The organism is Agrococcus baldri (assembly GCA_900114805.1).
GTDB classification, from domain to species: domain Bacteria; phylum Actinomycetota; class Actinomycetes; order Actinomycetales; family Microbacteriaceae; genus Agrococcus; species Agrococcus baldri.
Genome location: FOZN01000001.1, coordinates 187,662 through 214,520 on the forward strand (window position 1 = coordinate 187,662; position 26,859 = coordinate 214,520).

The 26,859-nt window shown below is 71.8% G+C and carries 22 protein-coding genes; 3 read left to right on the forward strand and 19 right to left on the reverse strand.

What is annotated here, in order from left to right; all coding sequences use genetic code 11:
- Genes BM288_RS00875 through BM288_RS00890 form a run of 4 tightly spaced genes read right to left on the reverse strand, consistent with a single transcriptional unit; the run spans nucleotide 1 to nucleotide 9,063 of the window.
- Entirely contained in the window at nucleotides 1-5,730 is a 5,730-nt protein-coding gene (locus BM288_RS00875; protein WP_092914971.1) for an Ig-like domain-containing protein, read from the reverse strand.
- Complete coding sequence (locus tag BM288_RS00880) at nucleotides 5,727-7,085, reverse strand: serine/threonine-protein kinase (protein ID WP_092914973.1); 1,359 nt, start codon at nucleotides 7,083-7,085, stop codon at nucleotides 5,727-5,729. The genes BM288_RS00875 and BM288_RS00880 overlap by 4 nt, the downstream gene beginning before the upstream one ends.
- Nucleotides 7,085-7,927 carry a PP2C family protein-serine/threonine phosphatase gene (locus BM288_RS00885; protein ID WP_092914975.1) on the reverse strand — a complete coding sequence of 281 codons (843 nt, stop codon included), beginning with the start codon at nucleotides 7,925-7,927 and terminating at the stop codon, nucleotides 7,085-7,087. Before BM288_RS00885 ends, BM288_RS00880 begins: the two co-directional genes overlap by 1 nt.
- A gap of 47 nt (nucleotides 7,928-7,974) precedes the next feature.
- The gene (locus BM288_RS00890) at nucleotides 7,975-9,063 is read right to left on the reverse strand and encodes a DUF4192 family protein (protein WP_092914977.1); all 1,089 of its coding nucleotides are present in this window, start codon (nucleotides 9,061-9,063) and stop codon (nucleotides 7,975-7,977) included.
- A gap of 90 nt (nucleotides 9,064-9,153) precedes the next feature.
- Between BM288_RS00890 and BM288_RS00895 the strand changes: the two genes are divergently transcribed.
- Both BM288_RS00895 and BM288_RS00900 read left to right on the forward strand, forming a co-directional pair.
- On the forward strand, nucleotides 9,154-11,379 hold the full coding sequence (locus BM288_RS00895) for a heavy metal translocating P-type ATPase (RefSeq protein ID WP_092914979.1): 2,226 nt from the start codon (nucleotides 9,154-9,156) through the stop codon (nucleotides 11,377-11,379).
- Between the two features lie 109 nt (nucleotides 11,380-11,488).
- Nucleotides 11,489-13,297, forward strand: coding sequence for a gamma-glutamyltransferase family protein (locus tag BM288_RS00900; RefSeq protein WP_092914981.1), 1,809 nt, complete (start codon nucleotides 11,489-11,491; stop codon nucleotides 13,295-13,297).
- 27 nt (nucleotides 13,298-13,324) lie between these two features.
- On the opposite strand, the gene BM288_RS00905 is transcribed toward BM288_RS00900, so the two are convergent.
- The 15 genes from BM288_RS00905 to prmC form a co-directional block, all read right to left on the reverse strand.
- Complete coding sequence (locus tag BM288_RS00905) at nucleotides 13,325-14,278, reverse strand: aldo/keto reductase (protein ID WP_092914983.1); 954 nt, start codon at nucleotides 14,276-14,278, stop codon at nucleotides 13,325-13,327.
- A gap of 42 nt (nucleotides 14,279-14,320) precedes the next feature.
- A complete protein-coding gene (locus BM288_RS00910) occupies nucleotides 14,321-14,686 on the reverse strand; it encodes a TfoX/Sxy family protein (RefSeq protein WP_092914985.1) in 366 nt (121 codons plus the stop codon).
- A gap of 104 nt (nucleotides 14,687-14,790) precedes the next feature.
- Nucleotides 14,791-15,471, reverse strand: coding sequence for a peroxide stress protein YaaA (yaaA, locus tag BM288_RS00915; protein ID WP_318255255.1), 681 nt, complete (start codon nucleotides 15,469-15,471; stop codon nucleotides 14,791-14,793).
- 83 nt (nucleotides 15,472-15,554) lie between these two features.
- Complete coding sequence (locus BM288_RS00920) at nucleotides 15,555-15,815, reverse strand: F0F1 ATP synthase subunit epsilon (RefSeq protein ID WP_092914989.1); 261 nt, start codon at nucleotides 15,813-15,815, stop codon at nucleotides 15,555-15,557.
- Nucleotides 15,815-17,278, reverse strand: a complete 1,464-nt coding sequence (gene atpD / locus BM288_RS00925; RefSeq protein WP_177220184.1) for a F0F1 ATP synthase subunit beta — start codon at nucleotides 17,276-17,278, stop codon at nucleotides 15,815-15,817. Before atpD ends, BM288_RS00920 begins: the two co-directional genes overlap by 1 nt.
- An 18-nt stretch (nucleotides 17,279-17,296) precedes the next feature.
- Nucleotides 17,297-18,181 carry a F0F1 ATP synthase subunit gamma gene (locus tag BM288_RS00930; protein ID WP_092914991.1) on the reverse strand — a complete coding sequence of 295 codons (885 nt, stop codon included), beginning with the start codon at nucleotides 18,179-18,181 and terminating at the stop codon, nucleotides 17,297-17,299.
- A 23-nt stretch (nucleotides 18,182-18,204) separates the two neighbouring features.
- Complete coding sequence (atpA, locus tag BM288_RS00935; protein ID WP_092914993.1) at nucleotides 18,205-19,839, reverse strand: F0F1 ATP synthase subunit alpha; 1,635 nt, start codon at nucleotides 19,837-19,839, stop codon at nucleotides 18,205-18,207.
- Between the two features lie 26 nt (nucleotides 19,840-19,865).
- Entirely contained in the window at nucleotides 19,866-20,651 is a 786-nt protein-coding gene (locus tag BM288_RS00940) for a F0F1 ATP synthase subunit delta (protein WP_092914995.1), read from the reverse strand.
- Nucleotides 20,651-21,196: a F0F1 ATP synthase subunit B gene (locus tag BM288_RS00945; RefSeq protein ID WP_092914997.1), complete on the reverse strand. Its 546-nt coding sequence runs from the start codon at nucleotides 21,194-21,196 to the stop codon at nucleotides 20,651-20,653. Before BM288_RS00945 ends, BM288_RS00940 begins: the two co-directional genes overlap by 1 nt.
- Nucleotides 21,197-21,203: 7 nt before the next feature.
- Nucleotides 21,204-21,440, reverse strand: coding sequence for an ATP synthase F0 subunit C (gene atpE, locus BM288_RS00950; RefSeq protein ID WP_092667153.1), 237 nt, complete (start codon nucleotides 21,438-21,440; stop codon nucleotides 21,204-21,206).
- A 40-nt stretch (nucleotides 21,441-21,480) separates the two neighbouring features.
- Nucleotides 21,481-22,308 carry a F0F1 ATP synthase subunit A gene (gene atpB, locus BM288_RS00955; RefSeq protein WP_092914999.1) on the reverse strand — a complete coding sequence of 276 codons (828 nt, stop codon included), beginning with the start codon at nucleotides 22,306-22,308 and terminating at the stop codon, nucleotides 21,481-21,483.
- 166 nt (nucleotides 22,309-22,474) lie between these two features.
- A complete protein-coding gene (locus tag BM288_RS00960) occupies nucleotides 22,475-22,936 on the reverse strand; it encodes a Cg1360 family ATP-synthase-associated protein (protein WP_092915001.1) in 462 nt (153 codons plus the stop codon).
- Nucleotides 22,933-24,144: a glycosyltransferase family 4 protein gene (locus BM288_RS00965; RefSeq protein ID WP_092915003.1), complete on the reverse strand. Its 1,212-nt coding sequence runs from the start codon at nucleotides 24,142-24,144 to the stop codon at nucleotides 22,933-22,935. Before BM288_RS00965 ends, BM288_RS00960 begins: the two co-directional genes overlap by 4 nt.
- A gap of 4 nt (nucleotides 24,145-24,148) precedes the next feature.
- Nucleotides 24,149-24,871, reverse strand: a complete 723-nt coding sequence (locus BM288_RS00970; protein ID WP_092915005.1) for an L-threonylcarbamoyladenylate synthase — start codon at nucleotides 24,869-24,871, stop codon at nucleotides 24,149-24,151.
- Between the two features lie 58 nt (nucleotides 24,872-24,929).
- The gene (gene prmC / locus BM288_RS00975) at nucleotides 24,930-25,802 is read right to left on the reverse strand and encodes a peptide chain release factor N(5)-glutamine methyltransferase (protein WP_092915007.1); all 873 of its coding nucleotides are present in this window, start codon (nucleotides 25,800-25,802) and stop codon (nucleotides 24,930-24,932) included.
- 125 nt (nucleotides 25,803-25,927) lie between these two features.
- Here prmC and cysK point away from each other — a divergent pair, with 125 nt between their 5' ends.
- A complete protein-coding gene (gene cysK, locus BM288_RS00980) occupies nucleotides 25,928-26,857 on the forward strand; it encodes a cysteine synthase A (RefSeq protein WP_177220185.1) in 930 nt (309 codons plus the stop codon).
- Nucleotides 26,858-26,859: the final 2 nt, after the last annotated feature.

Sequence of the window (26,859 nt, forward strand, 5' to 3'; positions counted from 1 at the left end):
TCACAGCCCGCAGCCCGCGACGGTCGGCTGCTCGTCGCGATGCGGTCTGGACTCCAGATAGGTTACGACGCCCCACGCCCGCACCTGCGTCGCCCCCGCCGGAACGGGCTCGGATGCCGCCCGCTCCGAGCTCCAGGTGCTGCCGATGAGGTAGGAGGCCACCACCTCTCCCCGGATGGTCGCGCCGGCGTTCGCGGGCGGTGTGGCGTTCAGCGGTGCGAGCGGGGTGCACGCGTTGACGGTGGCCTCGAGGCTCAGCGGCATGCCGCTGCCGACCGAGGTCGGATCGGAGCACACCTTCGCGGCGCCGGCGCCGGAGGGCGCGCAGGCGCGCAGGTCGACGGATGCCTCGCGCCCGTAGGCGAAGGACGTGGTCGTCGGGGTGAGCCACGAGTTCGCGCCCACCCGCGTCCAGACCGGCTCGGTCGCCTGCGGCGCCTGCCGCACGCGCGCCTCGAACCACATGCCGCTGGGCAGCGATGGCACCTGCGTCAGCTGCAGGTCGAGCGCGTCGTCGCGCACCTGCGCTGCGCCGGCGGAGACCCGCACCTGTGCGGCATCGACCGGTGCGGGCTTGCCGAAGACCGGGTCGGAGAGGGAGACGGAGCAGTGCCAGCCGTTGTCGGCGATGACCGCGACGACCGCGCGCGAGCCCTCCGCCACCGAGAGCGTCGCGCTCGTGGCGGTGCTGCCGGCCGGCACGCCGGTGCCGCTGCTGTCGCAGCCGAGCGAGGCGGCCTCGCCGACCGGCACGATGCGCGCCGCGTAGGCGACGCTCGACGCGCCGCCGGCGTCGACCCGCGACCAGCTGGCGGTGACGGTGCCGGTGGTCTGGCCGGTGATCAGCACCGGCGTCGTGGCGGGCTCGCCGACGGCGGTGAACGGCACCGGCGCGCTGGGCCAGCGCCAGCCCTCGTCGGGTACGCCGGCGGCGTTCCGCGCGGCGACGGCCACGGAGTACGCCAGCCCGGGCGTCAGGTCGGTCACCACGGTGCTGCGCTCGGTGGCTCCCGCGCGCAGGATGCGGTCGGCCCCGTTGCCGGTGATGCGCACCAGGTAGCCCTCGATGGGCGTGCCGCCCTGCGGCTGCGGCACCGGCTGCCAGGTGATGCGCATCGAGCCGGGCTCGCCGGTGGGTGCGGCAGTGATGCCCCGCACGACCGCCGGGCGTCGGTCGGCGTGCACCGGCTCGGAGGCGGCGGAGGGCGCACTGGCACCCAGTGCGTTGACGGCGACCGCGCGCAGGCGCAGCTCGACGCCGGGCGGCAGGCCCTCGATGCGGCAGCGCGGCTCGGCGCCGCATTCGTAGGTGGTCTCGCCGCCGAGGATCCGGTAGCCGGTGATGGGGCTGCCATTCGCGGCGGGCGGCTCGATGCGCATCGTGACCACCCCGTCGACGTGCTCGTCGAACGCCTGCACGGGTGGCGCAGGCGCATCCGGCACGTCCTGCACCGTCACGGTGATCGGGCTCCAGACGGCGCGGCTGGGCGCATCTGTCGCATCGACGACCAGCACGCGCACGATGGTGGTGCCGATCTGCGCCGCGCCATCCACGTCGATCGTCACGGTGCCGCCGTCGAGCGAGGCGCTGATGCCGCGCTCGGCAGCGCCCTCCTCGCTGATCGCGCCGATGCGCAGCGGCACAGTCGGGAAGGGGTTGGAGGCCTCGTCGTTGGCGAGCGGCGTCACCTGCGCGCTCCTGCCGCGCTGCACGGTGACCGCGTCGGCGACCGGGGCGGCGAGCGGTCTGGTCGAGGTGATCACCTGCAGCCGCACGGCACCGCTCTGGCCCTCGCCCGCGGAGTCCCAGACGCCGATCTCGACATCCTCGGTGGTGCCGGCGGCGGTGCCCTCCAGCGCGGCGACCGTCAGCGTCGAGCCGGTGACGGAGGCGCGAAAGCCCGGCGGAACGCCCTCGAGGATCGCCCACGTGGCAGCCTGCAGCCGTGCCGGATCCGGCGAGCGGGTGATGCGGGTCAGGTCGATCTCTCGCTCATCGCCCGCCTCGAGCCGCACGTAGGCGCCGAGCACGCCCAGCGGCTGATCGTCGCCGGGCACGACCTCGATGGGCAGCACGATGGTGCCGATGCGGCCCTCCGGATCGGTCGCGCTGTCGCCGTCGGTGACCTCGAAGCTGATGCTGGCTGGACCGTAGTAGGTGGGTGGAGGCGCGAAGCGCAGCGTCTTGAGGTCGATCACCGGGTTCACCCCGGAGTCGGGCGAGACCTCGACGGCGCTCGCGTCGGTGAGGAGGACGCCGCTGCCGTCGACGGTGTCGACGACGTCGTCGATGGCGATCTCGATCGTCTCTCCCGCCTGCACCCTCAGCGGCGCGACGCCGGCGCGCAGCTGAGGCAGCGCGTCGAGCCGCCCAGGCACGGCGATCACGGCGGTGCCGGTCGCCGACGGGTCGTCGCTGCGGGTGATGGTGAAGGGTACGAAGCGGGTGCGGTCGGTGACCGCGATCTCGATGGCGCCGTCGTCGCGCAGCTGCACACCGGTGGTCTCGAGCGGCAGCGCGGCCTCGAGCACGTCGCTGCGGCCGTCCCGCACCGAGGCGTGCGCCAGCGGCTCGATGACGACCGCCTCGGCATCGGCGATCGACTGGATCGCCACCTGCACGTCCTCCACGTCCGGCGCGGGCGGCGGCGCGTCGGGGTCGACCTCGATGCGCAGCCAGCTGGTGGCGCTCGAGCCGGCCGAGTTCTCGACCGTCACCAGCACGCCGATCGCCGACGCGTCGGGACCCGCGGTCACCAGCACGGCGCCGTCGCGCTGCTCGACGGTCGCGCCGGTCGTGACGACCTCGATGCCGACGATCTCCAGCGGCAGCCCTGCGGGGTCGCTGTCGTTGTCGAGCACGGGCACCACGAGCGTCGAGTCGGGCCGCATCTGCGCCTCGTCGGCCTCGAGCACAGGCGGCAGCGCCGGCCCGGGCGGCACGACGGTGATCCGCACGAGCCCCTCCGCGACCGCGCCGAGGTCGTCCTTGATGCGGTAGCGGAACTCGTCGGTGCCCTCCGAGTAGTCCCCCGCCTGGTAGCGCAGCGTCGACGAGCGGCCCGACTGCGTGACGAAGCCGAGCGCCGGCGCGGCGGATGGCCCGAGCAGCTGCACGGGGTCTCCGTTCGGGTCGGCGTGCGAGAGCGGCAGCGGCAGGTCGACGCTCGCGCCCGCCACCACGCGGGCCTCGATCGTGGGCGCGATGGGTGCCGCATTCGTCCCCGTTGCGGCGTCGACGACCCGCAGCGTGATGTCGGCGCTCGCCGTCTGGCCGTCCGGGCCGCGCACGGCGTAGGTGGCCGTGAACGTGCCGGGCTCCTGGGCGGCGACGTAGCGCATCCGGTCGCCGTCGACGAACAGCAGGCCCTCCTCCGGCGCCGCCACCGGCTCCGGCTCGAGTGCGATGGGCAGGCCGTCAGGCTGCTCGTCGTTGGCGAGCACCGGGATCTCGACCAGGCCGCCCGGTCGCACCGAGACGACGTCGTCGCGCGCGATCGGTGCCTGCACGGCCGCCGTCGCCGACTGCGACACCCGCAGCTCGCCGGTCGCCGAGGTGAGGCCGTTCGTGACCGTGTACGTCACGCTCGCGTCGCCCTCGAGGTCGTCGGCGAGCGAGAGCCGCACGCGCTCGCCGTCGATCACCTCGGCGCGCACGCTCTCGCTGTCGGAGGATGCCTCCGTGATCGCCACCACGCCGCCGGCCGGGTCGTGGGCGAGCGAGCCGACCTCCACCTCGGTCGCGCTGATCGCCGGCACCGTGGCCCTGGCGGGCCGCGTGACCGGTGCGGAGGAGGCATCGGTGCCCTCCAGCACGCGCACGGCCACGAGCCCGTTCCTGGTCGACTCGCCGTCGCTGACGACGTAGCCGAAGCGCAGCAGGCCGGGCTCGGTGGGGCTGACCCTGATGGTGCCGTCGGAGAAGTCGGGGGTGACGGGGGCGGCACCGGCGACCACGTTGTGCAGGCTCAGCTCGCCGGATCCGCCGCGCGCGGCCAGCAGCGGCTCGAGCACGAGCTCGTGTCCCACCCGGGTGACCGCGGTGACGGGCTGCGCGGTGATGGGCACGGTGCCCGCGTGCACGGTGAGCGCGATCGTCTCGGTCACCTCGTGCTCGCCGTCCGTGACGGTCACGCGCACCTCCCGCTGGGCGCCCGCGCGGCCGTCGCGGAACTCGAGCCTGCCGTCGGCACGCACGCTGACGCGATCGGGCTCCTCTGCGGCGGCGGAGAGCACGGCGAGCGGGTCGCCCTCCGGGTCGACCCAGCCGTCGAGCGCATCGAGCACGATCGACCCGCCGGCCTCGAGCGTCGCCTGCAGGGGCCGGACGAGCTCCGGCGGCTCATCGCCCGAGCGGATCGTGACGGTCGCGACGGCCTGGTCGCTCATGGTCCCGTCCGAGACCCGGTAGCTGACGCGAGCCTCCCCCGACTCCGGGGCCTCCAGCCGGATGCTGCGGCCGTCGGGCGTGAGGGAGACGGATGCGTCGTCGCGGTCGACCTGCGCCTCGGTGATGACGATGGGGTCGCCGTTCGCATCGCTGTCGTTGAGCAGCACCGGCAGCAGCGCGACCGCGCCGGGGCGAGCGCCGAGCTCGTCGTCCTCGGCGACCGGCGGCGCAGGGTCGGCCTCCACCGTCTCCTCGACGGTCTCGCCCTCGGCAGGATCCTCGGGAGTCGGCTCCTCGTCGGCGAGCTCCCAGCCGGTGATGCGGCTGCCGTCGCGATCGATCGCCCAGGCATCGCCGGTGCCGGGGTCGACGACCGCTGTGGCGCTGCCGCGCTGCACGATGCGCAGGTCGGCGTCGACCGCGACCTCCTCGAGGCTCAGCACGACGGGCTCGGCACCCTCGCACGAGCGCCAGGCGGTGCCGCCGTGCCAGACCGCGAAGACGCACTCCTCGGTCACGATGGGGTTGGCGGCCTCGCCGCCGGCGCCGGAGGCGAGCACGGTCGAGCTCGGCACGCCCAGCCGCTGGCGCACGAGCGTGCCGTCGGCGGCGTAGACCACGGTCTGGGAGGCCGCGCCGGGCTCCTGCAGGCGCACGCCGCTGGCATCCAGCACCGTCTGCCAGGTGCGCGTGGAGAGCACGCCGGAGCCCGAGTCGTAGAGCACCCAGTCGTCGCCGAGCACCGTCAGCTGCAGCTCGGGAGCCGAGGGCGACACCGGCGCGCGGTCGCTCGAGACGATCTCGCCCGCAGCGTCGACGCGCAGCACTCGGCCGAGGCCGGGCGAGGCGGCCAGCAGGCCGTCGTCGGTGAGCACGGCCACGCCACCGCTGCCGAGCGCGACGACTGCGTCGCCGAGCGGAGCGCCCTCAGCGAGCGCGCCTGTGGTGGTGCGCCAGACATCGCCGGTGGAGGGCGAGGTGACGACGATGCGATCGCCTCGCACGCCCACCTCGGCCTCGGGTGCGATCGGCACCGCCGGGCCCGGCTGTGCGGCGCCCTCGAGCACGACACGGGCGGTCGAGGCGTCCCGGTCGATGATGATGGTGCCGCTGGCGGCCTGCAGCGCCAGGTCGGCGGAGCCGGCGCTGACGATCCGCTCGATCGAGCTGTTCGCGGTGTTCGCGAGCCCGATCACGCCGGCGTCGGCGTTCGCGATCCAGACGCTCGAGCCGTCGAGGTGCGGCTCGAGCGATGCGTAGCCGGGCGTCAGCACCGCCCCGGCGACGACGCCGGCAGCCAGCAGGCTGCCCAGCGCGACACCGGCGACGCGGCGCTTCACGGCAATGGCTCCGCGCACGCCCTGGTGGGCTCACCCGTGGCACCGTCGCGGTTGACGGCGACGTCGATGCACAGCTGCTCGCCCGGCTCGCCCGTGAGCGAGAACTCGCGGCCGCCCTGGATGAACGCATCGCCCGTCGTGGTGCGCACGTGGTACGAGTCGGTGCCGACCAGCCCGGGGTCGTCCCAGCTGTACACGACGCGACCGGACTCGGGTGCCGCCACCACCTCTGCGACCACGGGAATCTGCTGCGAGACGCTCGAGAGCGCCATGGCCGCGACCGCGACGATGCCCAGCACGACGATGCTCGCGACGCCGATCCCGACGCCGATCGCGAAGCGCTTGGGCTTCTGCGGCTGCCGCCTGCCGGTGGACTGCGAGATGTCGACCCGGCTGCCCGTGATGCCCGCACCCCTGCGGGAGCGTCGCGCGCGCAGCCGCAGCGCATCCGAATCCTCCTCGACCTCGTGCTCGGGCGCGGGCTCCGCGGCCCACGCGTCGACCTCGACCTCGACGGGGGTCTCGTCGAAGCCGAGCTCGCGCTGCACGGCCTGCAGCTCGAGCAGCATCGCCTCGACGGACTCGTAGCGGTCGCTGGGCTTGGCCGCGAGCGCCTTGTCGAGCACGGCGCGCAGCGGCACCGGGATGGCGCGCGATGGCAGCAGCTCGTGGTTCATGATGCGGCCGCTGAGCGCGTCGTGGTCGTTGGCCCGGCCGGGCTGCTCTGCGGGGCTGCGTCCGGCGATGAGGGAGAAGATCGTCGCGCCGAGCGACCAGACCTCGGTGGCGACGGTGCCGCCGGTGTCGCCGCGCAGCACCTCGGGTGCCGCCCAGGGCACCGAGACGCCGGCCGCCTCGGTGGTGTCGTGCTGCAGGCCGGCGATGCCGAAGTCGCTCAGCACCGGGTGGCCGAAGGAGGTGGTGAGGATGTTGGCGGGCTTGATGTCGCGGTGCAGCACGCCGGCGCGGTGCGCGGTCTCGACGGCGGCGCCGATGCGGATGGCCACGCGCAGCGCGGCCTCGACCTGCAGCGGCTCGGTGCGGAAGCGGTCGCCCAGCTCGGGGTTGGCGAGCTCCATCACGAGGTAGGGGCGGCCGTCGCTGGCGACGCTGGCCCCGTAGACGGTGAGGATGCTCGGATGCGAGGAGAGGCGGCCCATCAGGTTGACCTCGGTGCGGAACGAGCGGCGCACGTCCTCGTCGACGAGCTCGGCCAGCAGCACCTTGACCGCGACCGGCCTGCGCGGCAGCGCCTGCTCGTACAGGAAGACGTCGGCATAGCCGCCCGTGCCGAGCACGTGGAGGTGCGAGTAGCCGGGAAGGACCGGGGGCGCGGAGGGAAGCCGCCTGGCCATCAGGCTCGCCTGGTCTCCTCGTCGCGCAGCGTCGTCCGGGGCACGGTGCGGTCGACGTCGTCGACGGTGGGGGCCTTCGTGACGTCGACGACGATGACGGAGACGTTGTCGCGTCCGCCGTTGTCGAGCGCAGCGGCGACGAGCGCGCTGGCGGCGGCTGCGGGCTCCGCGTGCTCACTCAGCAGGCGCTCGATCTCGATGTCGTGCACCTCCTTGGTGAGGCCGTCGGAGCAGACCAGCAGCCGCAGCTGGGGCATGATCGGCAGCAGGAAGTAGTCGGGCACCGGGTCGATGCCGGCGCCGACGCCGCGCGTGACGACGTTGGCCTCCGGGTGCGTCTCGGCCTCTTCCTCGGTGAGCAGGCCCGCGTCGATCAGCTCCTGCACGACCGAGTGGTCGATGGTGATGCGCGTGAGTCGCTCGCCGAGCATCGCATAGGTGCGGGAGTCGCCCACGTTGAAGACCGCGAAGTGCGGGGCGTCGTCGTGCATCGCGAACGCGCAGCCGGTGACGGTGGTGCCTGCGGCCCCCTCGCCGTCGCCGAGCTTCTCGATGATGTCAGTCGCGCGCCGGAGGGCGTCGACGACATCGATCGGCTCGACGGCCTCGAGGTCCGCGAGTCCCCCGAGCTCCTCGGCGACTGCCTTGCTGGCGAGGTCGCCGTGGGAGTGACCGCCCATGCCGTCGGCCACCGCGAAGATCGGCGGCTGCGTGACGAGGGAGTCCTCGTTGTGCTGGCGGCGGAAGCCGGTGTCGGTCAGACCTGCCCAGCGCACCGCGAACCGCTGCCCCTCAGGGCCCTCTGTCGCGTGCTCGCCGGTCGCCGGTCCGATATGGGTCACATCCTCCAGTCTCCCATGATCGGACGCCAGGTGATGCACCACGCCCATCAACGGGCATCCGCACCGGATCCTCCCGTCTGCTGCATGGCTGAGACATCAGGTCGCAGCACCCAGTCGGGAGCGCCTCTGGCGTCGACGATGTCGCGCAGCAGCGGCGCCATCGTCAGACCCGGATCGACCGCCATCGCCAGCTCGGCGCAGCGTGCCGCGGTGCGGCCCCTGCCCACGAAGAACTGCAGGAATCCGACGATCACGAGCAGCGGTGCGCGTGCCTCGAGGGGCACTGCCTCGGCGATCGCGCTCCATCGGCGGAGGCGCTCGTGCAGGCGCTCCGCGTCGGGTGCCGGCCCGACGCCCATGAAGCGGTTCGCCGCCGTACCGCCGGCGATCGCGTCTGCGTCCTGGCTCGCGGCCAGCGTGTGCTGCGCCGCGTCGATGCCGTCGATGGCGAGCTCGATCGCGAGATCGCGCAGGAGCGGGCTGGCGACCAGGACGGCGGCGAGCGCTGCGGCCCGCGCCGGATCGACGCCCAGCGCGCCCGGCCCCGAGTCCAGCTGCGGCGCCAGGGCCACTGCGAGCTCGAGCGCCTCGATCGGGGCCGCCCGGGCCGCATCCAGCTCGGCGCGCTGCAGCGCCTCGAGCCGGGTGGCGACCGCCTGCCCGGCGGCGCCGCAGTCGCCCTCCGGCAACCCCGGCACGCGCCTCGGCGCCGGCACACCGGGCGCTGGGTCGTCGAGCAGGTCGAGCTCGGCGAGCGGCCCGCGCGCGGCATCGGGATGGGCGTAGTCGCCCCACGCGTCGGGGGCGATCGCGAGCAGCTCCAGGATGCGGATGCCCGCACGGTCGAGTCGCTCGGCCACGCCGAGCAGCTCGTCGCGCAACGGCAGCGGACCGGCGCCGAGCGACTCGGGGAGGCAGGCGATCAGCACGACGGCCTCGGCGCCGAGGGCGCTCGACCGGATCGCCCGGGCGACGGCCTCGACGCTGTGCGCCGCGGGCAGGTCGAGCGCCATCGGCATGCCGGAGCGGCCGTCCGAGAACGGCAGCGCCACGAGCGATGGCGCACCGACCTCGCCGACCAGGCGCGGCAGCAGCTGCAGCAGGGATTGCGGGGTGCGGATGCGAATGGTCTCCATGCGCGCAGGGTGCGGCACCGCACGAGTACCGCGCGGCATCCCATTGAAGGGGTGTGGATATATACCCCTAGGGGGTATAGCCTGACAAGCATGAGCGGGACCGACGAGACCAGCCACCACGCCCAGGCAACGCACGACGCGCACGCCAGTCACGACACGCACGCCGGTCACGACACGCACGCCAGTCACGACACGCACGCCGGTCACGACGCGCACGCCGGTCACGACACGCACGCCGGTCACGATACCCGCGCGAGTCACGACGGCCACGCGGGCCACGACGCGCACGCGAGTCACGACGGCCACGCGGGCCACGCGGGCCACGGCGACCATGTCGCGATCTACCGTCGCCTGTTCTGGTGGATGCTCGCGCTCGCCGTGCCCACGGTGCTGCTGAGCGGCATGTTCGCCTCGATCGTCGGTTACACGCTGCCCGATTGGCCGTGGCTCCACTGGGTCGCCCCCGTGCTCGGCACGATCATGTACGTCGTCGGCGGCAGGCCGTTCCTGACCGGCGCGGTCGACGAGCTGCGCGCGCGCAAGCCGGGCATGATGCTGCTGATCGGGCTCGCGATCACCGTCGCGTTCGTCGCCTCCTGGGCGTCCACCCTCGGGCTGGCCGACCACGAGCTCGAGTTCTGGTGGGAGCTCGCGCTGCTGATCGTGATCATGCTGCTGGGGCACTGGATCGAGATGCGCTCGCTCGCGCAGACCTCCAGCGCGCTCGACTCGCTCGCGGCCCTGCTGCCCGACGAGGCCGAGCGGGTCGTCGACGGCGGCACCGAGCTCGTCTCCCCCGACGCACTGCAGCTCGACGACGTGGTGGTCGTGCGCCCCGGCGCGCGCGTCCCGGCCGACGGCGTCGTGATCGAGGGATCAGCCAGCTTCGACGAGGCCATGATCACCGGCGAGTCTCGCCCCGTCGCGCGCGGTGCGGGTGACCGGGTCGTCGCCGGCACGGTGGCGACCGACTCGGGTGTGCGCGTGCGCATCGACGCGGTGGGCGACGAGACGGCGCTGGCGGGGATCCGGCGCCTGGTCGCCCACGCGCAGGCCTCGACCTCGAAGGCGCAGCGCCTCGCCGATCGCGCCGCGGGCTGGCTGTTCTGGTTCGCGCTGGGCGCGGCCGTCGTCACCGCGGTCGTATGGTCGCTGGTCGGCATGCCCGACGACGCCGTCATCCGCGCGGTCACGGTGCTCGTGATCGCGTGCCCGCACGCGCTGGGCCTGGCCATCCCGCTGGTCGTCTCGATTGCCACGGAGCGCGCGGCCCGCGGCGGTGTGCTGATCGCCGACCGCCTCGCGCTCGAGACCATGCGGCACATCGACGTCGTGCTCTTCGACAAGACCGGCACGCTCACCGCGGGCGAGCCGGTCGTGCTCGAGCACCTCGTGGCCGACGCGCACGCGGGCCTCGGTGCCGCCGACCGACTGCTCGCGCTGGCTGCCGCGGCGGAGACCCCGAGCGAGCACCCCCTCGCCCGGGCCATCGTGCGCGCGGCCGAGGACGCGCGCCTGACCGTGCCAGAGGCATCCGACTTCACGTCCTCCCCCGCCGTCGGCGTCACCGCCACGGTCGACGGCCGCACCGTGCGCGTGGGCGGCCCGCACATGCTGGCTGAGGAGGGAGCGCAGGAGCTGCCCGCGGTCGAGCCGTGGCGTGCCGAGGGCGCGATCATCCTGCACGTGGTCGTCGACGGCGAGGTCGCCGGTGCGCTGCGGCTCGCCGACGAGATCCGCGAGGAGTCGAGGCAGGCAGTGGATGCGCTGCACGCGCTGGGCATCGAGGTCGCGATGGTCACGGGCGATGCCGAGGCGGTGGCGCAGTCGGTCGCGAAGGAGCTGGGCATCGACCGGGTTGCGGCGGGCGTGCGCCCCGAGCACAAGGAGCGCGAGGTCGCCCGCCTGCAGGGCGAGGGGCGCCGGGTGGCGTTCGTGGGCGACGGCGTGAACGATGCGCCGGCGCTCGCGCGCGCCGACGTGGGGCTCGCGATCGGCGCGGGCACCGATGTGGCGATCGCCTCGGCCGATGTGATCCTCGCAAGCTCGGATCCCCGCAGCGTCGTCTCGGTGGTGCAGCTCTCGAGCGCGAGCGCACGGAAGATGGTGCAGAACCTCTGGTGGGCTGCCGGCTACAACCTGCTGTCGGTGCCGCTCGCGGCGGGGGTGCTCGCGCCCGTCGGCTTCGTGCTGCCGATGTCGGTGGGTGCGCTGCTGATGTCGGTCTCGACGGTGGTGGTGGCGCTCAACGCACAGCTGCTGCGTCGGCTGGACCTCGACCCGGCACGATCGGCAGCGCGGGCGTTCGCAGCCTGAGCGGCGCCCGGGCACCGATATACGGCGGTCTGCTGCTCGCGGTGCGGTGCAGGAGCAGACAGCCCTGTACCTGGGGGGGTGGGGGGCGCGACGGCGCTAACGTGTCCGCATGATGCGCACCCGCCCAGAGCTCACCGGTTCGTTCGGGGCGGTCGCCTCCACGCATTGGCTCGCCTCCTCCAGCGGCATGGCCGTGCTCGAGCGCGGCGGCAATGCCGCCGATGCGGCTGTCGCTGCCGGCTTCGTGCTGCACGTGGTCGAGCCGCACCTGAACGGGCCGGGCGGCGACATGCCGCTGATCGTGCGGGTGCCGGGCGGCGAGCCGCGGGTGCTGAGCGGCCAGGGCGTCACGCCTGCCGCCGCGACCATCGAGCAGATGCGCGCGGAGGGCATCGAACACATCCCCGGCACCGGCCTGCTCGCGGCGGTCGTGCCGGGTGCGGTGCCCGCGTGGCTGACGCTGCTGCGCGACCACGGCAGCTGGGCGCCCGCCGAGGTGCTGGCGTTCGCGATCGAGCTGGCCGACCGCGGCCACCGGGTGCTGCCGCGCGTCGCCCGCACGATCGCCGGCCGCGCCGACTTCTTCCGCGAGCACTGGCCCGCCTCGGCTGCGCTCTGGGCCGACCCGGCGCCCGCCGACTGGGACATGATCCGCAATCCGGCGCTGGCCGAGACCTACCGGCGCCTCGCCGACGCAGGCCGTGGCAAGGCGCGCGAGGCCGCGTGCGATGCCGCCATCGCCGCCTGGAGCGAGGGCTTCGTCGCGGAGGCGATCGACCGCCACAGCCGCGAGCCGCAGATGGACTCCACCGGCGAGGCCCACGCGGGCCTGCTCACGGGCGACGACCTGGCCGCTTGGCGCCCCCAGTGGGAGGACACCCTCTCGCTGCCCTGGCGCGGCACCACCGTGCACAAGGCCGGTGCTTGGACGCAGGGCCCGGCGCTGCTCGAGGCGCTCGGCATCCTCGACCCGCTGCTGCCGGAGCGTGCCGCGCACGAGGGGTCGGATGCGTTCGGTCCCGATCTCGTGCACGTCGCGGCCGAGGCGGCGAAGCTCGCGTTCGCCGACCGCGACGCCTGGTTCGGCGACGGGGCCGACCTGTCGCGGCTGCTGCACCCCGACTATCTCGCCGAGCGGCGCGCGCTCATCGGCGAGCAGGCGTCGCTGGCGCTGCGGCCCGGCGCTCTGCACGGCGCTCCACGGCTCGCGCAGGTGCGCACCGCCGACGAGCACGCGGCCGCCGCCGCCGCGGACGGCGGCGCAGCCGCCGCCGGCACCGGCGAGCCCACGCGCGGCGACACCTGCCACATCGACGTCGTCGACAGGGACGGCATGGTCGTCTCCGCCACGCCGTCGGGCGGCTGGCTGCAGTCGAGCCCGACGATCGCCGAGCTCGGCTTCTGCCTCGGCACGCGTGCCCAGATGCTGTGGCTGGAACCCGGGCTGCCCACGAGCCTGGCACCGGGCATCCGCCCCCGCACCACCCTGTCGCCGACGATGCTGGTCGACGACGACGGCACGGTGGCGGCGCTCGGCACGCCCGGCGGCGACCAGCAGGATCAGTGGCAGCTCTCGATGCTGCTGGGCATGCGGGTGCTGGGGCTCAGCCCGCAGGCGGCGATCGACGCGCCCGCCTGGCATCTGACGCACCTGGTCTCGTCGTTTGAGCCGCGCGTGTGGGAGCCCGGCGGGCTGCACGTCGAGTCGCGGCTGGGCGAGGCGACCATCGCCGAGCTGCGCCGGCGCGGCCACGTGGTGACGGATGCGGGGCCCTGGTCGCTCGGGCGGCTCTCGTTCGCGTCGTTCGAGGCGGGCGCTGCCGGTCCGGGCGCTGGCGGCGAGGAGCGCCGCCGCCTGCCGACGATCCGCGCGGCCGCGAATCCGCGCGGCGAGCAGGGCTACGCGGCACTCCGATAGCGCTGCGCTGCGCCAGCGCGGCAGCCGCTAGGAGAAGAGGTCGGCGATGCGCTCGATGGTGGCCGCGTCGAGCTCGCCCTTGCCGGCCGCCGCATTCTGCGCGACCTGCTCGGGCCGGGTCGCTCCGGCGATGACGCTCGTGACGGCCGGCTGCGCGAGCATCCACTGGAAGGTGGTCACGAGCATGGTCGTGCCGGCGTCGCCGACGATGCGCTCGTACTCGTCGATGCGCGCCCAGTCGGTCTGCTCGAGCAGCTGCGGCTTCAGGGCGGTCAGACGCGCATCCGCCGGCCCCGTGCCCTTCGAGTACTTGCCGGAGAGCAGGCCGTTGGCGAGCGGGAAGTAGGGCAGGAATCCGATGCCGGTCTCGAGCACGGCCGGCAGCACCTCCTTCTCGACGTCGCGGGCGACGAGCGAGTACTCGTCCTGCGCCGAGACGAACCCGTTCGGCGTCTCGACCTCGGCCGCGGCGGCGATCTGCTCGGGGCTGAAGTTCGAGTGGCCGTAGGCGCGGATCTTGCCCTCGGCGACGAGCTCGTCGAGCGCGCGCACGGTCTCCTCGATGGGCGTCTCGGGGTCGGGCGTGTGCTGCTGGTAGAGGTCGATGCGGTCGGTCTGCAGCCGGCGCAGCGAAGCCTCGACGGCCTTGCGGATGTACTGCCGCGCGCCCTTGGGGCCCCACGTCTCGGTGCCGTCGATCGCGAAGCCCTGGTGGCCCCACTTGGTGGCAAGCACGACCTTGTCGCGGGCGGCGCTGCCGGCCTTCGCCAGTGCGACGCCCATGAGCGTCTCGGACGTCGTGGCGGGGTTGCCGTAGATGTCGGCGGTGTCGAACAGCGTGATGCCGTGGTCGATGGCGGCGTGGATGACCGCGTCGGTGCCCGACTGGTCCTCCGTGCGGGTGCCCTTGCGACCGAAGTTGTTGCATCCGAGGCCGATGGGTGAGACCTCGATGCCGCTGGTGCCGAGTGTGCGCGTCATGTCAGACAGGCTACCGACGTCGGCTGGCGATCTCCGCCGCGGTCAGTGCGCGCCCGGTCGCCGCGCCTTCGCTGTGCCGGCCGCGGGCTTCCGCGGCTTGGCGGGCTTGTGCGGCTGGGTCGCGGCGATGGTCTGCGCGACCTCGTGGAGCCAGTCGATGTCGTCCATCGCATCGTCGTCGACGATGCCGTAGGGCTTGGAGCCCGGGTAGGCCTCGCCGCGCGGGAGCTGCTCGGTGAGCTCGGTCGCCTCGGGCACGAGCTTGAGCAGCAGGGTGTCGTCGCAGATGAAGCCGAAGATGCGGTCGTCGCAGTAGATCGCCTGCTCGCCGAACATCGGCTGCAGCCGGATCGGCAGCGGCTCGAAGGCCTCGCGGATGCGCTGCAGCGTCTCGGCACGGTTCGACACGGCTCGATCCTAGAACGGACCTCTTGGGGATCGCGGGACCCGTTCGAACAGGTCCCCCAGTCTCGAACAGGTCCAGCAGGCTCTGACCGCCTGCGCGAAGGGGTCTACCGATCCTGAACGGGTCCAGCGGCGGTGCCCGGCTCAGACGGGGCCAAGCGGGGGTCCTGCACGACCAGGCGCAGGCCCGTCTCGGTGCCGGTCAGCGGCACCGACGCCGACGCCGCCCAGCGCACCAGCGCATCCGCCGAATCGACCTCGACGGCAGCCTCTGCGAGCGAGCGCACCAGCGCGCCCTTGCCCGCCTTGTTCCAGTGGTTGAGCGCCTTGCCCTCGGGCGAGACGATCTCGACCGGCACCGCGCCCGCGACCGGCGCGAGCGCGGCGTAGGCCTTCGAGCGCAGGTCGAGAGCGAAGCCGTCGATCACCGCACCGGCCTCGGACCAGAGGTCGCGCATCCGCTCCCCCGGCAGCTTTGTGTGCTCGGACACCTTGTAGGCGGGGATGTGGTCGGATGCGCGCACGAAGCCGAGCAGGGCCGACTGGATGACGACGTGGGTCTCGACCCAGGCGCGAGCGTCGGCATCGAGCGAGCCGGCGCCGAGCGCGTCGTAGAGCACGCCCGTGTAGCGGTCGATCGCCGGCATGGTCGGTGCCGAGCGCACGGCCGCGTTGTCGGCGGCGGCGCGGGCCTTCGCGGGCGTCGAGACATCCTGCCCAGCGGCGACCAGGCGGTCGAGCGCAGCCAGGGCCCGCGAACGGGCGACGGCCAGCCCGGGGAATCCCAATGGGGACTCACCCGGCCTGGCCGTCGTGAGGCTTGCGCCGCTCCCGCCTGCCGCCTTCGTCTCGCTGGGCGGCAGCAGGACGATCACGCGAGCTTGGCGTTCCGAGCGACGATCTCGACCCGGTCGTGGTCGACCGAGAGGAAGCCGTCAGCGGCCTCGACGGTGTGCACCGTGCCCGAGGACTCGGTGACGCGCACCGTGCCCTCGTCGGCGAGCACCGCGAGCACCGGCTCGTGGCCCTTCAAGATGCCGATCTCGCCCTCGGTGGTCTTGGCGATGACCTGCGTGGCCTCGCCCGTCCAGACCTCCTCGGCGGCGGAGACGATGCTGACGGTCAGAGCCATCAGCCGTTCTCCTTCTGGATCTGCGCCCACTTCTCCTCGACGTCGGAGATGCCGCCGACGTTGAAGAAGGCCTGCTCGGCGACGTGGTCGAACTCGCCCTTGGCGATCGCGTCGAACGACTCGACGGTCTCCTTGAGCGGCACCGTGGAGCCCTCGACACCGGTGAACTTCTTCGCCATGTAGGTGTTCTGCGAGAGGAACTGCTGGATGCGACGCGCACGGTTCACGACGATCTTGTCCTCCTCGGACAGCTCGTCGACACCGAGGATGGCGATGATCTCCTGCAGCTCCTTGTTCTTCTGGAGGATCTGCTTGACCGTCGTCGCGACGCGGTAGTGGTCGTCGCCCAGGTAGCGGGGGTCGAGGATGCGGCTGGTCGACGTGAGCGGGTCGATGGCCGGGTAGAGGCCCTTCGACGCGATCTCGCGGCTCAGCTCCGTCGTCGCGTCGAGGTGCGCGAAGGTCGTGGCCGGGGCCGGGTCGGTGTAGTCGTCAGCAGGCACGTAGATGGCCTGCAGCGACGTGATCGAGTGGCCGCGGGTCGAGGTGATGCGCTCCTGCAGGATGCCCATCTCGTCCGCGAGGTTCGGCTGGTAGCCGACGGCGCTGGGCATGCGGCCCAGCAGCGTCGAGACCTCGGAGCCGGCCTGCGTGAAGCGGAAGATGTTGTCGATGAACAGCAGCACGTCCTGCTTCTGCACGTCGCGGAAGTACTCCGCCATCGTCAGCGCGCTGAGCGCGACGCGCAGACGCGTGCCCGGGGGCTCGTCCATCTGGCCGAAGACGAGGGCGGTCTTGTCGAACACGCCCGCCTCCTCCATCTCGTGGATGAGGTCGTTGCCCTCACGGGTGCGCTCGCCGACACCGGCGAACACCGACACACCGCCGTGGTCCTGCGCAACGCGCTGGATCATCTCCTGGATGAGGACCGTCTTGCCGACACCGGCACCGCCGAACAGGCCGATCTTGCCGCCCTGCACGTACGGTGTGAGGAGGTCGATCGACTTGATGCCGGTCTCGAAGAGCTCGGTCTTCGACTCGAGCTGGTCGAACGAGGGCGCCTTGCGGTGGATGCCCCAGCGCTCGGTCACCTCGAGCGTCTCGCCCTCGGGGAGGTTCAGCGCCTCGCCGATGACGTTGAAGACCTTGCCCTTGGTGATGTCGCCGACGGGAACCATGATCGGCTCGCCGGTGTCGCGCACCTCCTGGCCGCGGACGAGGCCGTCCGTGGGCTTCAGCGCGATGGCGCGCACGAGGTCGTCGCCGAGGTGCTGGGCGACCTCGAGCGTGATCTCCTGCGTGGGCGTGCCGTCGCCGAAGTCGACGGTCGTCTTGAGCGCGTTGTAGACGGCGGGGATCGCGTCGTGCGGGAACTCGATGTCGACGACGGGACCGGTCACGCGAGCGACGCGACCGACGCCGGCCTGCGTCTGCGAGGTCTCGGTGGTGTCAGTGATGGTCATGGTGGTTGCCTTTCGTGGCTACTTCGCCGAGGCGAGGGCGTCCGCGCCGCCCACGATCTCGGAGATCTGCGTCGTGATCTCGGCCTGGCGCGCGTTGTTGCGCAGGCGGGTGTAGTCGGTGATGAGCTTGTCGGCGTTGTCGGAGGCCGACTTCATCGCCTTCTGCGTGGCGGCCTGCTTGGCGGCGGCCGACTGCAGCAGTGCGTTGAAGATGCGGCTCTCGACGTAGACCGGCAGCAGGGCGTCGAGCACCCCAGCGGGCTCGGGCTCGAACTCGTACAGCGGCAGGTGCTCTGCGGTGCCGGCGTCCTCCGCCTCCACCACCTCGAGCGGCAGCAGCCGCACCGAGGTCGGGTCCTGCGTCATCATGCTGACGAAGCGGTTGTAGACGACGTGGATCTCGTCGACCTGCTCCGAGACGTACGCCTCGAGCACAGCCTCCGCGATCTCCTGCGCGACCTCGGGCGTCGGCACGTCCGAGATGCCCGTCCACTCCCTGATGTAGGGGCGCTGGCGGAACTTGAAGTAGCCGACGGCCTTGTTGCCGATCAGGTAGTGATCGACCTCCTTGCCCTCAGCCTCGAGCTTCGCCCGCAGCTCGCCCACCTCGCGGATGATCTGCGAGTTGAACGCGCCGGCCAGGCCGCGGTCGCTCGTCAGCACGACGATCGCCGCACGCTTGAGCTCGTCGCGCTCGACCGTCAGCGGGTGCGCCTCGTTGGAGTACGTGGCGACCGCGCTCACGGCGCGCGTCAGCGCCCGTGCGTACGGGTTCGACGCCTTCACGCGCACGAGCGCCTTCTGGATTCGCGATGCAGCGATGAGCTCCATCGCCTTGGTGATCTTCTTGGTCGACTGCGCAGACTTGATCTTCTGCGTATAGACCCGGAGCTGGGCTCCCATTCCGCCTCCTCAGCGAGCTCGCGTCAGCGACGGCCCTTGACGATCTGCTCCTGGTTGACGTCCTCAACCATCGGGTTGTTCGCCTCGGTGCCCGGGTCCGTGATGCTCGCGGAGTCCTTGCCCTGCCAGTTCTTGGCGAACTCGTCGACCTCGGACTCGAGCTGCGCCTTGGTGTCGTCCTCGAGCTTGCCGGAGTCGCGGATCGTGGCGAGCACGGTGCTGTTGCTGCGCAGGTGCTCGAGCAGCTCCGACTCGAACTGCAGCACCTGGCTGACCTCGACGTCGTCGAACTTGCCGTTGGTGCCGGCCCAGATCGAGACGACCTGCTCCTCCACCGGGTACGGCGAGTACTGCGGCTGCTTCAGCAGCTCGGTGAGGCGTGCGCCTCGGGCGAGCTGACGGCGCGACGTGGCGTCGAGGTCGGATGCGAACATCGCGAAGGCCTCGAGCGAGCGATACTGGGCGAGCTCGAGCTTGAGCGTGCCGGAGACCGACTTGATCGACTTGACCTGCGCGTCGCCACCGACTCGGGAGACCGAGATGCCGACGTCGACCGCGGGACGCTGGTTGGCGTTGAACAGGTCGGACTGCAGGAAGATCTGGCCGTCGGTGATCGAGATCACGTTGGTGGGGATGTACGCCGAGACGTCGTTGGCCTTCGTCTCGATGATCGGCAGACCGGTCATCGAACCCGCACCCAGCTCGTCGGAGAGCTTCGCGCAGCGCTCGAGCAGACGCGAGTGCAGGTAGAAGACGTCACCCGGGTATGCCTCGCGGCCCGGCGGGCGGCGGAGGAGCAGCGAGACCGCACGGTAGGCCTCTGCCTGCTTCGACAGGTCATCGAAGATGATCAGGACGTGCTTGCCCTCGTACATCCAGTGCTGGCCGATAGCCGAGCCCGAGTACGGGGCGAGGTACTTGAAGCCTGCGGGGTCGGATGCGGGCGAGGCGACGATGGTCGTGTACTCCATCGCACCGGCGTCCTCGAGCGCGCCCTTCACCGAAGCGATGGTCGAGCCCTTCTGGCCGATGGCGACGTAGATGCAACGCACCTGCTTGTTGACTTCGCCGGATTCCCAGTTGGCCTTCTGGTTGATGATCGTGTCGATCGCCAGGGCCGTCTTGCCGGTCTGGCGGTCGCCGATGATCAGCTGGCGCTGGCCGCGGCCGACGGGGATCATGGCGTCGATCGCCTTGACACCGGTCTGGAGCGGCTCGTGCACCGACTTGCGCTGCATGACGCCGGGAGCCTGGAGCTCGAGGGCGCGGCGGCCGGTCGAGGCGATGTCGCCCAGGCCGTCGATCGGGTTGCCGAGCGGGTCGACGACGCGGCCGAGGTAGCCCTCGCCGACGGGGACGGAGAGGACCTCGCCAGTGCGGGTCACCTCCATGCCTGCTTCGATGCCGGCGAACTCACCGAGCACGACGACGCCGATCTCGGCCTCGTCGAGGTTCTGCGCAAGGCCGAGCGTGCCGTCCGCGAAGCGGACCAGCTCGTTCGCCATGACGCCGGGGAGACCCTCGACGTGCGCGATGCCGTCTGCAGCGTCGATGACGTGGCCGACCTCGGCCGTCGTCGACGTCGACGCCTCGTAGGACGAGACGAAGTCGGCGAGGGCGCCCTTGATCTCGTCTGGGCTGATGGTGAGCTCTGACATGTGTCTTCCTCTTCGGGGCTTTCGACCTAGCCGAGCTTCAGGCGCAGGTCGGTGAACTTGGAACGGACGGTGCCGTCGATGATGTCGTCGCCGATCGAGACGCGAAGTCCGCCGAGCACGGCGGGGTCGACGATCTGCTGCAGCTGCAGCGTGCGGCCGTACTGGCGCTCGAGGCCGGCGCGGAGCCGGTCGAGCTGCGAGGCGGAGATCTCACGGGCCGTGGTGACGGTCGCGAGCGAGCGGCCGGCAGCCGCAGCCACCTCAGCCGCCGCCGAGCGCAGCATCGCTCCGATGCGGCGGCCTCGCGGCGCGCGCACCAGGTGGTCGAGGATGACCGCAGCGGGCTCGCTCGACTTGTCTGCGAGCAGCTGCTGAACGAGGCGTGCCTTCTCGTCGGCCGTGCCGCGCAGGCCACCCAGGGCCAGCTCGAGCTCGGCATCCGAGGCGACGATCCGCTGGAACGAGGCGATCTCGCCCGCGACATCGGCATCCCCCGCCGCGCGCACGGCGACGCGGATGCCCGCGCCGTCGATGGCGGAGAGGATGTCGGCGGCGTCGGACCAGCGCTGGCGGGCCAGGTGCGCGACGATCGATCTCGCAGGTGCACCGAGCTGACCGAGCACGCGGTGGGCCAGGGCCGCACGCGCGTCGGGGGTCGAGACCGGGTCGCCGAGCGAGGCGAGCACCTGCGAGCTGCGCTCGATCGCGCGCGAAGCCTGGAAGAGCTCCCGTGCGTCCTCGAGCCCGGCCTGCGGCTGCGCGCGGAGCGCCTCGTCGATGCCGGCTCGCGCCTGGCTGGTCGCGCTGCCCACTAGCGGCTCACACCCTCGCGCTCGAGGTCAGCGAGGAAGCGGTCGACGATGGCTGCCGAGCGCGAGTCGTCCATCGACTCCCCGACGACCTTCTCGCTGAGGTCGAGGGCGAGCGTGCCCACCTCGGACTTCAGCGACGAGAACGCCGCCTGGCGCTCCTGCTCGATGCGCTGCTGCGCCTGCGCGGTGATGCGCTCGGCATCCTCGGTGGCGCGTGCCTTGAGGTCGGCTTCGATCTTCGCGGCGTCGGCGCGAGCCTTCTCCTTGATCGAGGACGCCTCGGCACGGGCCTCGGCGAGCTGCGTGTTGTACGACTCCAGTGCGGCAGCGGCTTCCGCCTGCGCCTCCTCGGCCTTCTTGATGCCGCCCTCGATCGCTGCGGCGCGCTCGTCGAGCAGCGCCTGCACGCGAGGCAGGACGACCTTCCAGAAGATCAGCAGGAGGACGACGAAGATGACCGACGACCAGAGGATGTCGTAGAAGGCGGGGAGCAGCGGGTTGGGCTGCTCCCCCTCCTCCGCCATCCTGAGTGCAGTTGTCAGCATCGGGTCCTCAGACCATGAAGAAGAACGTGGCGATGCCGATGAAGGCGAGCGCCTCGGTGAACGCGATGCCGATGAACATGAGGACCGTCAGGCGGCCCTGCAGCTCGGGCTGGCGCGCAACACCCTCGATCGTCTTGCCGACAACGATGCCGACGCCGATGGCCGGGCCGATCGCGGCGAGGCCGTAGCCGACCGTGCCGATGTTGCCGTTGATCTCGGCGAGAATGGTCGTGGCGTTGTCCACGGTGTTTCCTTCCGTTGTGTTCCGGGAGTCCGGTGGTTGGTCAGTGCTCTTCAGCCAGCGCGAGCTGGATGTAGACAGCGGTGAGAATTGCGAAGACGTAGGCCTGCAGGACGCAGACGAGCAGCTCGAAGACGGTGAATGCGAAGCCGAACACGAGCGTGCCGGCGCCCAGTGCGATGAAGCCACCGCCGAGGCTGAAGAGGAAGAAGTGCGTCGCGGCGAAGAACAGCACGAGCATGAGGTGGCCGACGAGCAGGTTCATCATCAGTCGCAGCGTCAGCGTGATCGGCCGCAGGAGGAACGTGGAGATGAACTCGAGCGGCGTGACGATGATGTACAGGAACCAGGGCACCCCGGCGGGAGCCAGCGAGTTCCTGAAGAACGCACCCGGGTGCTTCTTGACGCCCGCGTAGATGAAGGCGAGGTACGAGACGATCGCGAGCACGAGCGGCACGCCGATCACCGAGGTGCCCGCGATGTTGAGGAACGGGATGACGCCGGTGAGGTTCATCGCCAGCACCATGAAGAAGATGGTGGTGAGGAGCGGCAGGAAGCGCTTGCCGTCCTTCTCGCCGAGGAGGTCGTAGGCGATGCCGTCGCGCACGAAGCCCAGGCCCATCTCGATCAGGCTCTGACCGCGCGTGGGGATGAGCCGCATCTTGCGGGTACCGAGCACGAAGATCAGGATGAGCGCGATCGCGGCGATGAAGCGCACCAGCATGATGCGGTTGATGCCGAAGATGGGCGAGTCGTCCTCGAACCACGGGATCGTCGGCTCAGCGAACAGGAAGACCTGCGGGAAGAAGTCGGCCAGGCTCGGCGGATGGAACGGCTCGGGCTCGTTCGCAGCGGAGGCCAGCAGCGTCATCAAGGCGTTCAGCGTTTCTTCCTCAACCTCATGGCGCCTGGCGCCGGTTCGACGTCGGTGCGCCCCCTCGCGCACACACGCTCAGGGTATGAGCGGCACAACAGGGGGGAGCGATCACAACTCTATCAGAGCGGATTCAGCCGATCGGCCAATCCGGGCGCAGGATTCAGGCGCGTGCGCCCGATGCTGGGCGTCCCTGGGTCTCATCGTCGGCGTCGCTGTCGATCGTCGGCTGACGGCTAGTGGCGATCACGACGCAGTCGATGGCGAGCGAGCCGATCACGGCGGCCACGAGCGAGCCGAAGGCGACGCCGCGGTGCAGCCAGCTCTGCTCGCCCAGCACGAACACCAGCACGATGAAGAGCGCGAACTTGAGCAGCCAGCCGCCCAGCACGATGCCGAAGAAGGCGCCGGAGACCATCTCGCCCTTCGACACCTTCAGCGCCAGCAGGATGCTGCCGGCCGTCAGCATGCAGAAGATGATCGCGAGTGCCGTGCCGACCAGTGCGGAGGCGACGCCCGCGCCTGCGGCCAGGAACCATCCGACCACCCCGCCGATGACGGCGACGGCCGCGGCGAGGATGCCTCCCCACAGCAGGATGCGCTGCATGATCTGGGTGCTGGTCACCGGATGTCTCCCCTGGGAATCGGCGTCTCGGCGCTGGTGTCGGCGAGTGTCGTTGCGTCGGCAGCCATCTTCCCACGAGTGCCGCGCCGCTCGCGCATCACCCGCAGGAAGGTGCGCCAGATGCGCTTGCCGACCGGCGCGGCGGTGAGCAGCGCGCAGACCAGGAAGCCCGCGAGCATGACGCCGACGACGACCCACCACGGCCAGATCAGGAAGAGCAAGCAGCCGATCGAGACCACCGCCGTCCAGGCGTAGAAGATGAGCACGGCACCGAGGTGCGAGTGGCCCATGTCGAGCAGCCGGTGGTGCAGGTGCTTGCGGTCGGCGGCGAAGGGGCTGTTGCCGTTGATGACGCGCCGCACGACCGCGAGCACGAAGTCGGTCAAAGGCAGCAGCAGGATGGCCAGCGGCAGCAGCACCGGGATGAACGCGGGCAGGATCTGGCTGCGGCCGCCCATGGTGCCGATGTCGATCTGGCCGGTGACGGCGATGGCGCTCGCCGCGGTCAGCAGGCCCAGCATCAGCGCTCCGCCGTCGCCCATGAACATGCGGGCCGGGTGCCAGTTGACGGGCAGGAAGCCCAGGCAGACGCCGACGATCACCGCGGTGATGAGGCTCGCGAGCGAGAAGTAGGCATTCTGCTGGGCGAAGTTCTGGCTGATCATCCAGATGTAGCCGAAGAAGGCTGCCGAGCCGATGATCGTCGTGCCCGTGACGAGCCCGTCGAGCCCGTCGATGAAGTTCAGGGCGTTCATCACCAGCACGATGATGAGCACCGTCAGCACGATCGCCATGGTCGCCGAGGGCACGGTGAGCCCCGCGATCGGCAGGCTGACGATCTGCACGCCGAACACGGCCACACCGGTGGCGACCAGGATCTGCGCGCCGAGCTTCAGCATCCAGTCGAGGTCGAAGAGGTCGTCGAGCACGCCGATGACGGTGATGGCGAGCGCCGCGCCCAGCAGCGTCCAGATGCGGATGGGCTCGGCGAAGACGCCCGCGAGCGAGGGGATGAGCGTGGCGATGCCGAAGGCGCCGAGCATGCCGATGCACATCGCGACGCCGCCCAGCCGCGGCGTCGGTCGCGAGTGCACATCGCGCTCCCTCACGGGCGGATGGATGCCGTGCTTGAGCGCGAGGCGCAGCACGACGCGGCTGGCGATGAAGGTGATGACCGCCGCCGCGAGCGTGATGAGGAGGAAGGTCATCGCGTCATCCGGCGGCGGGAGGGTCGGCCTGGCCGCCCTCCGCCGGCGCCGCGGCCTGCAGCTGCTCGCCGAGCACCGCGGCGATCGTCTCGCGCGGCAGCACGCCCTGCCGGACGATGCGGAAGACGCCCTCGCTCGAGCAGTCGAGGATGGTGGAGCCGTTGTTCGCGCCGGCGGGCTGCTGCCCCGGCGCCTGACCGCCGACGGTGCCGGCATCGAGCACCAGCGCGACGCTCTCGCCGAGCATCTCGGCGGCCGCGGCGGCCTCGGTGGGCGCGGGCATGCCATGCAGGTTGGCGCTCGAGACCGCGAGCGGGCCGGTCTCCTGCAGCAGGCCGATGGCGATGGGGTGGTCGGGCACGCGCAGCGCGACGGTGCCGCCGGTGTCGCCCAGATCCCACGCCAGCGAGGACTGCGCGCGCACGATGACGGTGAGCGGGCCCGGCCAGTGCGCGTCGAGCAGCGGCTCGATCTCGGCCGGGATGCGCTCGGCGAGCGCCGCTGCCATGTGGCGGTCGGCGACCAGCACCGGCGGCGGGAAGCCGCGGTCGCGACCCTTGGCGGCGAGCAGCCCGGCGACCGCCTGGTGCGAGAAGGCGTCGGCCGCGATGCCGTAGACCGTGTCGGTCGGCATCACGATGCACCGCCCGGCCGCGATGGCCGTGCGAGCCGCGCGGATCCCGGCGAGCAGCGAGGCAGGGTCGGCGGTGTCGTGGATGGCGGGCACCCGTCCATGGTAGTGCTGGCAGGGCCGCCACCGTCCCCCGCGACGGGCGGTGGCGGGGTCAGCGGATGGCGCCGGTGACGCGGTCGCGGCCGGCGAGATCGCGCCGCGTGAAGGCGTCGCGGAAGCCCGCATCGGCCAGCAGCTCGCGCACGTCGGCGGCCTGCTGCTCGGCGTGCTCCACGGCCACCAGCCCGCCGGGCCGCACGAGGTCGGCGGCGATCGAGACCAGGTCTCGGATGAAGTCGAGCCCGTCGGCGCCCGAGTAGAGCGCGGTCGCCGGATCGAACCATCGCACCTCGTGGTCGGCGGGCACGGATGCGTGGGGCACGTAGGGCGGGTTCGACACGAGCGCGGCGAGCGAGCCCGGCTCGACCCCGACAGCGGCGAGCGCGGCGGCATCCCGCGCATCCGCGTGCAGCAGCACGGTCGCGGGCGCGAGCTCGGCGATGTTGCGCCGCGCCCAGACGTAGGCGGCCGGGCTCTGCTCGACGGCGACCACCGGCACGTCGGCCTCGCGGGCGATCGTGATCGCGACGGCCCCGCTGCCGGTGCCGACATCGAGCACGAGCCCGCTGCCCAGCTCAGGCCGGTGCCGCCGCAGGTGCTCGAGCGCGACGTCGACCAGCACCTCGGTCTCGGGCCTGGGGGTGAAGACGCCCGGTCCCACGCGCAGCTCCACATGCCGGAACGGCGCGGAGCCGGTGATGTGCTGCAGCGGCTCCCGGCCCTCGCGGCGGGCGACGGCCGTGAGGAAGCGGGCCACCGCATCCGCTTCGAACGACCGGCCCATGGCCATGTCGACGCGCACCTCGCCGAGCGAGCTGCCGGCAGCCCAGGCGGCGAGCAGCTCGGCGTCGGGGCCGTCGATGCCGGCCAGGCCGAGGCGCGAGCGAGCGTCGCGCACGAGGTCGGCGACCACCTGAGGATCCACAGCATCACGCTAGCGCCAGCGGCTGCGGGTTCCGGACGGGAATGCCGGGCGAGCGGCGTGCGCTGACTCCCAGCACGAGCGGCGTAGACTAGAAGCAAAGCTTCCACCCGATGAAAGGTATTCGCATGGCGCGCATCTTCGACGACATCACGGCCACGATCGGCGGCACACCCCTGGTGCGGCTGCAGCGCATCAACGACTCGGACGCGACCGTGCTGGTCAAGCTCGAGTCGTTCAACCCCGCCGCGTCCGTCAAGGACCGCATCGGCAAGGCCATCGTCGACGCCGCAGAGGCCTCCGGCGACCTGCAGCCCGGCGGCACCATCGTCGAGGGCACCAGCGGCAACACCGGCATCGCGCTCGCACTGGTCGGCGCGGCCCGCGGCTACAAGGTGATCCTCTCGATGCCCGAGACCATGTCTGTCGAGCGGCGCGCGATCCTGAAGGCCTACGGTGCGGAGCTCGTGCTCACGCCCGGCCCCGACGGCATGCGCGGCGCGGTCGAGCGCGCGCAGCAGATCGTCGACGAGACGCCCGGCGCCGTGCTCGCCCGCCAGTTCGAGAACGAGGCGAACGTGCGCGTGCACCGCGAGACCACCGGCGAGGAGATCTGGGCCGACACCGACGGCGCCGTCGACATCTTCGTCGCCGGCATCGGCACCGGCGGCACCATCTCGGGCGCCGGCAACCTGCTCAAGGAGCGCAAGCCATCGGTGCAGGTCGTGGCGGTCGAGCCGATCGACTCGCCGCTGCTGACCGAGGGCAAGGCCGGCCCCCACAAGATCCAGGGGCTGGGTGCCAACTTCGTGCCCGCCATCCTCGACCGCGAGGTCTACGACGAGGTCATCGACGTCTCGCTCGACGACTCGGTCGCCACCACGCGCGAGCTCGCCGCCAAGGAGGGCATCTTCGCCGGCATCTCCGCCGGCGCCGCCGTCTGGAGCGCCCTGCAGGTCGCCCGCCGCCCCGAGTCGGCCGGCAAGACGATCGTCGTGATCGCACCCGACACCGGCGAGCGCTACCTCTCGATGCCCGTCTACGCCGAGCTGGCCTGACC